Annotated in this window: 8 protein-coding genes and 1 pseudogene; 6 read left to right on the top strand and 3 right to left on the bottom strand. The window is 71.0% G+C overall.

Annotation, left to right across the window (positions count from 1 at the left end; all coding sequences use genetic code 11):
• The first annotated feature begins 130 nt into the window (after positions 1-130).
• Positions 131-466, top strand: coding sequence for a helix-turn-helix domain-containing protein (locus E1265_RS29940; RefSeq protein WP_132934121.1), 336 nt, complete (start codon positions 131-133; stop codon positions 464-466).
• 26 nt (positions 467-492) lie between these two features.
• A complete protein-coding gene (locus E1265_RS29935) occupies positions 493-3,573 on the top strand; it encodes an NACHT domain-containing protein (protein WP_132934120.1) in 3,081 nt (1,026 codons plus the stop codon).
• Here the strand turns inward: E1265_RS29935 and E1265_RS29930 are convergent.
• Positions 3,564-3,989 (bottom strand): ATP-binding protein, encoded by a 426-nt coding sequence (locus E1265_RS29930; protein ID WP_132934119.1) that lies wholly within the window; start codon positions 3,987-3,989, stop codon positions 3,564-3,566. The two genes, E1265_RS29935 and E1265_RS29930, sit on opposite strands and share 10 nt — an antisense overlap.
• Positions 3,990-4,141: 152 nt before the next feature.
• Between E1265_RS29930 and E1265_RS40465 the strand changes: the two are divergent.
• The 4 genes and pseudogenes from E1265_RS40465 to E1265_RS29915 form a co-directional block, all read left to right on the top strand.
• Positions 4,142-4,354 (top strand): annotated as a pseudogene (locus tag E1265_RS40465) (helix-turn-helix transcriptional regulator); the annotation flags it as partial.
• A 21-nt stretch (positions 4,355-4,375) separates the two neighbouring features.
• Entirely contained in the window at positions 4,376-5,044 is a 669-nt protein-coding gene (locus E1265_RS29925) for a DUF5753 domain-containing protein (RefSeq protein ID WP_243741210.1), read from the top strand.
• A complete protein-coding gene (locus E1265_RS29920; RefSeq protein WP_132934117.1) occupies positions 5,031-5,240 on the top strand; it encodes a DUF397 domain-containing protein in 210 nt (69 codons plus the stop codon). Before E1265_RS29925 ends, E1265_RS29920 begins: the two co-directional genes overlap by 14 nt.
• Positions 5,241-5,325: 85 nt before the next feature.
• Positions 5,326-5,754, top strand: coding sequence for a hypothetical protein (locus tag E1265_RS29915; RefSeq protein ID WP_132934116.1), 429 nt, complete (start codon positions 5,326-5,328; stop codon positions 5,752-5,754).
• Positions 5,755-5,851: 97 nt separating this feature from the next.
• Here the strand turns inward: E1265_RS29915 and E1265_RS29910 are convergent, their stop codons facing one another.
• Together E1265_RS29910 and E1265_RS29905 are read right to left on the bottom strand one after the other, a co-directional pair.
• Positions 5,852-7,114, bottom strand: coding sequence for a sigma-70 family RNA polymerase sigma factor (locus E1265_RS29910; protein WP_132934115.1), 1,263 nt, complete (start codon positions 7,112-7,114; stop codon positions 5,852-5,854).
• Complete coding sequence (locus E1265_RS29905) at positions 7,111-7,524, bottom strand: YciI family protein (RefSeq protein WP_132934114.1); 414 nt, start codon at positions 7,522-7,524, stop codon at positions 7,111-7,113. Before E1265_RS29905 ends, E1265_RS29910 begins: the two co-directional genes overlap by 4 nt.
• Between the last annotated feature and the right edge of the window lie 203 nt (positions 7,525-7,727).

Genomic DNA, 7,727 nt, shown 5'->3' with positions numbered 1-7,727 from the left:
GCCCGCTCCCACCGGCCGCCCAGCGCCCGGGCCATGTTCCCGGCCCCCAGAATTCCGATCCTCACCGGTCATCCCCTTCTGCTTTCCTGACAGGGAGCACGACCGTAGAAAATCCGAAAGGTACCGATCGGTGTTCATCGCGGACTGCCAGGCCAGGCTGGCCTTCGACCTCCTCGCCCACACCTGGAACCCGGTGGTGCTGTGGGCCCTGCGACACGGCCCCGCCCGCCCGGCCGACCTGCGCCGCCGCGTCGGCGGCATCAGCTCCAAGGTCCTCAACGAGACCCTGCGCCGCCTCGAACACCACGGCCTCGTCACCCACCGCCGCTACCGCGAGGCCCCGCCACGCGTGGAGTACGAACTGACGGCGCTGGGCCGTACGCTGCTGCCAGCCATCGAGGCGTTGGGCGACTGGGCACACACCCACGGCGACGACGTCCTCGCGGCGCAGGACCGGCACGACTGACACTCGCCACGGGGGGGGGACCCTGCATGGACATCGGCACCACCGGATTACGCCTGGCGTCGAGCGCCGTCGCGCCTCTGGTCAAGCGGCTGTTCCGGCAGGACGGCCCGGGCGCCGGCCTCGTCGACAAGCCGGTGCGGCTGTCGTCCCTCGTCTCCTTCCGGGGCGAGAAGCGCACGCTGACCGACCGGGACGTGGAGAAGCTGGCCACCGAGCTGACGCTGCGCGCGGCGAAGGCGACGGGGCCACATGACACCCCGCTGGAGCTTGACCGCATCATGGTCGCCGACCTGCTGGCCAGGTCGCTCAGGGCGCTCGGCGACCTCAACATGGACGACGTCCAGGCGGTCCGGCTCGGCGTGGAGCCGCTCGCCCGCGAGCTCCGCCAGAACACCGACGAGCTCTCCTCCGACGCGACCGTCTTCTACGACCGAGTGCTGGCCCTGGCCTGCCTCCACGTCCTGGACTTCTTCACCAAGCGATCGACGTTCGTGGCCCGTACGTTGGTCGAGCAGACCCGCCAGCAGGAAGGGATCATCCACACCCTCGACCTGCTAGTGGAGCGCGTGTCCTCCCAGTCCGCCGAGGACGCCGCCTTCGAGGAGCGCTACCGGAAGTATCTGGTCCGCCGGCACAACAAGCTGACCATCTTCGGTATCGACGTGGACGACGAATGGCCGCTCGACGATGCCTACCTGAGCCTGGAAACCACCGAGCGGCCCCTTCACGGCAACGAGTTGCCGGCCCCACCCCAGCGCGCCGAACGCGCCCTCTCCGGCCGCCAACGCGTGCTGCTGCGCGGCGTCGCCGGCTCGGGAAAGACCACTCTCGTCCTGTGGCTCGCCGTCACCACCGCCGAACACCGTCTGAGCAGTGGCCTCTCCCACCTCATCGGCCTGGTCCCGTTCGTCCTCCCCATGCGGACCCTGACCCGGGCCGGTCAGGAACTCCCCATGCCGGACGACTTCCTCACCGCGGTCCGCTGCCCGCACACCCCGCCACGCGGCTGGGTGGAACGCGTCCTGGCCGGTGCTCGTGGTCTGCTGCTCATCGACGGCATCGACGAGATCCCCAAGCAGGAACGCGACCGCACCCGCGCCTGGCTCCGGGAGCTACTGCGGGAGTTCCCCGGCAGCGTGTGCGTGGTGACGGCCCGGCCGTCCGCCGTCCGCGAGGACTGGCTGGCCGCCGACGACTTCACCGAACTGTCGCTGGCCCCGATGAGCCGCACGGACGTGACGGCGTTCGTGCGGCGCTGGCACAGGGCGGCTGGGGCCGACCAGTCCGACGAGCAGGCCCTGCTCACGGCCATACGCAGCCGCCCCGACCTCAGCCGGCTTGCCACCAACCCCCTGATGTGCGGCCTGATCTGCGCGCTGCACCGCACCAGCCACGGCTATCTCCCGCGCGGGCGCGAGGGATTGTACGACGCGGCGCTGCAAATGCTGCTCGAACGCCGCGACCAGCAACGCAAGATCGACCACGGTCTGCGGCTCGACGCCTCCTCACAGACGCTGCTCCTCCAACGACTCGCCTACTGGCTGATCCGCAACGGCCACTCGGAGTTGGAGCGGGAGGACGCGCTGGAGCTGATCGGGCAGGTACTCCCCTCGATGCCGCAGGTCTCCACCCGGGGCGACGCGGAGGCGGTCCTGCGCCACCTTCTCGACCGCTCGGGCCTCCTGCTGGAGCCGACCGAGGGCGCGATCATCTTCGTCCACCGCACCTTCCAGGACTACCTGGCCGCCCGCGAGGCCGTCGAGGCCCGCGACTTGCCCCTGCTGATCAAGAACGCCCACCTCGACCAGTGGGAAGACGTCATCCGCATGTCCGTCGCCCACGGCCGCCCGGCCGAACGCGCCCGCCTGCTGAAGGGATTGGTCACGCGCGGCGACACGGTCAGGAAGCACCGCATCCGGCTCCACCTGCTGGCCATGGCCTGCCTGGAGCACGCCACCCAACTCGCCCCCGACGTGCAGGAGATGGTGACAGCTCGGGCGGCGGGCCTCATCCCACCGCGCTGTTTGGAGGAGGCTCGGGCTCTCGCAGCGGCCGGCCCCGTTGTGCTGGAGCTGTTGCCCGCTCCGAGCGACCTCGACGACCTGGAAGCCGACGTCGTGGCACTCACCGCCGCCATGATCGGCGACAACGCGGCACTCGACCTGTTGGCCCGGCTCTGCGCGAGCCGGCACCCCGCGGCGTTGCGCGTGGCCGCCAATTCCTGGTCCGACTTCGACCACGCCGCGTTCGCGGACACCGTGCTCCCGCTGCTGCCGGCCGACCTGGTGGTGAGCGTGAACCACGAGGACCAACTCAGCCACCCGAATCTCCGGAACCGCCCCCTTTCGGCGTTCGGCGGCGATCCCGCGATGTTCCTTCGGTCCGGGGTGGCTCACCAGGTGCGGAATCATCACAGCCCTGGACCGGTCGATCTGTCCCTGTTGAGCCAGCTGAACGGGCTTGAGTCCGTCTCCCTCCACCCGTCACAGGAGTCCGTCGACCTCACGCCCCTGGCGCGTCTGCCGTTGACTCGTCTGAGCGTCGCGTTGCGGACGGACCACGACCCCACGGGGCTGATGCTCTTCAGCGAGGTCAAGGAGCTTGAAGTGCGCCTGTGGCGGACCGAGAACCCACTGCGCCAACTGCCGCCGGGGGCACCCATCACCCGACTGAGCCTGGTCGAGTACGCGAGCGCACTGCACGGGCTGAACGAGTTTCCCAGGCTGTCGGAGCTCGCCCTGTGGCACCAGGGCCAGATCCTCAGCGGCAACGACTGGCTGCGCGTCGCGGAGCACCGGACGTTGACGAGGTTGACCCTGCACCGGGAGGCGCTGGAAAGCGTCCCGTCCCAGGCGGAGTTTCCCCACACGACGCATCTCAGGGTCCTGTGCGAGCCCGGTGCCCCCCTGTATCTCGACCTCATCGACAGGGTGTTCCCCCATCTGGAGACATTGCATCTCGTGGGTGCCGGCGATCTGGACCTGTCCGTCCTGGCAGGACTTCCAACCCTCAGGTCTCTCCGCCTGCACCAGCCGGCCGGCTACCGCAACGCGGACGCCCTGTCGAACGTCGCGCTGTCCGTGGTACCAGCCGCCCGTTACAGCTGAAACCACACCGACTTCCCCGGCCCCGGTGCGTGTCGGCACACCTCCCACCGCCGTGCGCAACTGCTGAGCAGCAACAGCCCACGGCCGTGCTCCTGGTCCACCGCCGGCGAGGCGTCCGGCAGGCGCGGCATCCCCGGCCCCCGGTCGTACACCCGTACCTGCAACTCCCCCTCCGGCGACCAGCAGGCGTGTATGTCGACGGGCGGCGGCGTTCGGCAGCACAGCGACGCGTTGATCGCGTTGCTGACCACCTCGGACGTCAACAGCGCGGCAGTCTCGATCAGTTCGCCGTTCAGCGGGACGGCGCTCCGCAACGCGGTCCGCATCGCGTCGCGCGCGGTACGCACCCAGCTGGGATGAGCCGGGAACCGCAACGTGAAGTCGGCGGTCCCGGACCGGACAGGAACGAGGCACATGCCGTTCCTCCTCGGTTCGTTGAGATCGTGGCATCACGCTAGCCGGCTGTGTTTAGCATTCTCAACCGACGCCAGCCACTTCCGCCCGATCGAGTGGACTTCGCCGCGCACCTCCAGGCAGACTCCGCCCACGCACGAAGGGAGCCCAAGCGGTGGGACTACGAACGCATCCGACGCAGCGACAACGCCGCCTGGCTGAGGAGTTGCGTAGACTGCGCGAGTCCACCGGCATGTCGGCTACGGAGGCAGGCAGCCATGCCGACCTCGGGCGCGCCCACATGAGCCACATCGAAACAGGCCGGACCGGGATCTCAGAGGACAAGCTGCGCCGGCTGCTCAGCGCTTACGGTCTAGCAAGCGAATCGCTTATCAGCGAGCTGGTTGAGATGGCTCTACCGACCGGTCCAGGCTGGTGGACGCAGTACACGGACGCGGTCGACAGCCGCGCCTGCGACCTGGCGGAGTTGGAGTCGACGGCGCGAGCGCATCGGTCGTTCCAGTGGGTGTACGTACCCGGCCTGTTGCAGACGCCCGCCTACATGCGGGCGCTCTTCGAGAGCGGCGAACCGGACACCCCGACGGCCCGGCGCGAGCGTTACGCGGAGTTCCGGCAACACCGCCAGCAGGTACTTCACGGCTCCCAACCACCGCGCTTCCACGCCGTCGTCCATGAGGCGGCATTCCACATGCACTTCGTGCCGCGTGCCGTAATGCTCGGCCAACTGGATCACCTGCTGGAGATCGCCCGGCTCCCCCATGTCGAGATCCAACTCCTGCCGTTCCGTGCGCCGTCCTACCCGGCCACCTCGACGGCGCCGTTCGTCATCTTCGACACCTCGTGCCCGGAGTTGCGCACCGTTTACGTGGAGCACCCGGTGACGTCGTCGTTCCTCAGCGAGCCGACCCAGATCGCCCAGTTCGCCAACGGCTTCGAGCAACTGAGTAACGTGGCGCTGTCCCCGCTCGACCCGAAGGACGATGGGCCCGGCAGCTCGCTGCGGCTGCTCCAGCACCTTCGCTACGTGCTTGAGGAGGCGCCCCATGCCGGCCCCTGACTGGCAGAAGTCATCGTTCAGCAGCGGTGCCGGCAGTGGCGAATGCCTCGAACTCGCCGGCATAGCCCCCGGCGGTACCGTCCTCCTCCGCGAGAGCGAGGACGCGGACACCGTCCTGACCGCGCGGCCCGACGCCTGCCGCGCGCTGCTCGCGCACATCAAGCGCGGTCGGCTGGGCGTTCAGGCGGCTCGATGACGCGAAGCACTCCGAAGCCGTCTCCCCTGCGGCGGCGTGCGCCGACGGCCGTCGATTGTCAGTGCCTCCGGGGATGATGGGGGGTATGAGCGTTCCCGCCTTCCGGGAGAACCGGCAGTTGCCAGCCTGGGCCGACACCGTCGGCCCAGGCTGGGCGGCGTTGTTGGAGGGGTTACACCGGCGGCTGCTCGAGCTGGCGCCGGACTACCGGATCGAGGTGTGTGAGCGGCGCCTCGGCGGGCTGCGGATATGGGTGGCCGAGCGCTTCGACGCGGACGGGGAGTTCGACGGGCACTGGATGGACGCGGCGGCCCGGCTCACGGAGGCGGCGGAGCGTGACTCGGAGCAGACGTGCGAGCTGTGCGGGCGCCCCGGCCAGCCGAGGTTCGGTGGCGGGCGGCACGGGACGTGGATCACCGCGCTCTGCGATCCGTGCTCGGCTGACGAGCGCCGCCGGTCGGCGCCGCTGCCGAAGGCCGGGGAGGCCGGGAGACTTCAGGGCGGCCCGGCCTGACCTGAGGCGCCAGGGAGACCGCCGAGTGGGCGTCGAGGACCGGCCGCTGCCGCGCGAGCGGTGACGCGGCGCGGCTCGCCGCCGTGGTGAGCGCCCGTCACGACTCGTCCGCCGGCGGCGGCGCCAGGGGTGCGGCCTTCAGCTGGAGGTAGCGGCGTTCGGGGACGCTGAGGGTGCCGGCGGCGGCGCGCTGGTAGGCGGCGCGGGCGGCGTCGTGGTCGCCGGTCATCTCCAGCAGGTGGCCGCGCACCGCGTCGAGGCGGTGGTGGTCGGCGAGCGCGCCGTCCGCGTCGAGCGCGTCAAGGCGGTCGAGGCCGGCGCGCGGGCCGAGGGCCATGGCGACGGCGACGGCGCGGTTGAGCTCGGTCACCGGGCTCGGCGCGAGCTCGGCCAGCACGTCGTAGAGCGCGAGGATCTGGGGCCAGTCGGTGTCCTCGGGTCCGGTGGCCTCGTCGTGCACGGCGGCGATGGCGGCCTGCACCTGGTAGGGGCCGAGCGGTCCCGGGGCGGCGAGCGCGGCGCTGACCAGCTCGATCCCCTCGTCCACGGCCTGTTTGTCCCAGCGGGTTCGGTCCTGCTCGGCCAGCGGGATCAGCTCGCCGCCGGCGCCGGTGCGTGCGGCGCGGCGGGCGTCGGTCAGCAGCATCAGCGCGAGCAGGCCCGTCACCTCGCCGTCGTGCGGCAGCAGCCGGTGCAGGGCGCGGGCCAGCCGGACGGCCTCGGTGGCCAGCTCGGCGCGGCGCAGCGCCTGGCCCGAGGTGGCGGTGTGGCCCTCGTTGAAGATGAGGTACAGCACCCGGAGGACGGGGGCGAGCCGGGCCGGGAGCTCCTGGGCGCTGGGCACGGCGAAGCGGGCGCCGGCCTGTTTGATGGCCTTCTTGGCGCGGCTGATGCGTTGGGCCATCGTCGACTCGGGCACCAGGAAGGCGCGGGCTATCTCGGCGGTGGTCAGGCCGCCGACGGCGCGCAGGGTCAGCGCGATCTGCGAGGGGGCCGACAGCGCGGGGTGGCAGCAGAGCACGAGCAGCGTCAGCGTGTCGTCCTCGCGCGGGTGGCGCAACTCGCCCGGCGGAGGGGCGTGCAGGTCGTCGGCCGGGGTGAGGGCGGCGACGGTCTCCTCCCGGCGGCGGCGGGCGGTCTCGGCGCGCAGTTCGTCGAGCAGCCGGCGGGAGGCGACGCGGATCAGCCAGCCGCGCGGGTTGTCGGGGGTGCCGTGCGCCGGCCACTGCTGGGCGGCGGCGAGCAGCGCCTCCTGCACCGCGTCCTCGGCGGCGTCGAAGTGGCCGTGGCGGCGGACGAGCGCCCCGAGGACCTGCGGCGCGAGGCGGCGCAGCAGGTCCTCGGACGGGGTGGTGGTCACGCCTCGGCCGGGGCTTCCGCGATCGGCCGGACGACGACGTCCGGGACGATCGAGTCCTCGGGCGCCGGGCACTCGTAGACGCGCTTCGCGATCTCCGTCACGCGCTCGGCGCTGGCGCAGTCCAGCACCCAGTAGCCGGCCAGCACCTCCTTGGTCTCACCGAAGGGGCCGTCCGAGACGACGGGCTTGCCGTCGGGCCCGCCGGTGATCACGATGGCCTGCTTGGGCTCGGTCAGGCCCTGTCCCTCGACGAGTTCGCCGGACTCGGCGAGGTCGTTGTTGAGCGACTCCATGAAGGCGAACATGGCGCGGAGGTCCGCCTGGCTCCAGGCGGGGTGGCCAGGGGTGGCCTGGCCGTTCATGGCGTCGTAGTCGGCCTGCTTGCCGTAAACCATCACCAGGTACTTCATGGCTCGTTCTCTCCTCGGTCGGCCGCTCGGGCCGGGCTCCGCGGCGCCCCTCTCGGGCGCCTCTCACCTGAGACGTCGGAGCGGCCGCGGGATTCTCGACGCCCCGCGCGGATTTCTTCGAGATTTTTTCCGGCGAGCCGACCTCGGCGCATCAGGCCAGGTGGAAGGGGGTGTCGGTGAGCCGTTCCGACAGCTCCCAGAGC

Origin of the sequence: Streptomyces sp. 8K308 (assembly GCF_004348315.1) — a bacterium.
Classification (GTDB): domain Bacteria; phylum Actinomycetota; class Actinomycetes; order Streptomycetales; family Streptomycetaceae; genus Streptomyces.
Note: the sequence above shows the minus strand (reverse complement) of the source record. Positions and strands in the feature narration are given on the sequence as shown.

Bases quoted from the DNA above. Each gene is read 5' to 3' on its own strand.
- E1265_RS29935 (WP_132934120.1), top strand. From the start codon at position 493: ATGGACATCGGCACCACCGGATTACGCCTGGCGTCGAGCGCCGTCGCG.
- E1265_RS29930 (WP_132934119.1), bottom strand. From the start codon at position 3,989: ATGTGCCTCGTTCCTGTCCGGTCCGGGACCGCCGACTTCACGTTGCGG.
- E1265_RS29925 (WP_243741210.1), top strand. From the start codon at position 4,376: ATGGCTCTACCGACCGGTCCAGGCTGGTGGACGCAGTACACGGACGCG.
- E1265_RS29920 (WP_132934117.1), top strand. From the start codon at position 5,031: ATGCCGGCCCCTGACTGGCAGAAGTCATCGTTCAGCAGCGGTGCCGGC.
- E1265_RS29915 (WP_132934116.1), top strand. From the start codon at position 5,326: ATGAGCGTTCCCGCCTTCCGGGAGAACCGGCAGTTGCCAGCCTGGGCC.
- E1265_RS29905 (WP_132934114.1), bottom strand. From the start codon at position 7,524: ATGAAGTACCTGGTGATGGTTTACGGCAAGCAGGCCGACTACGACGCC.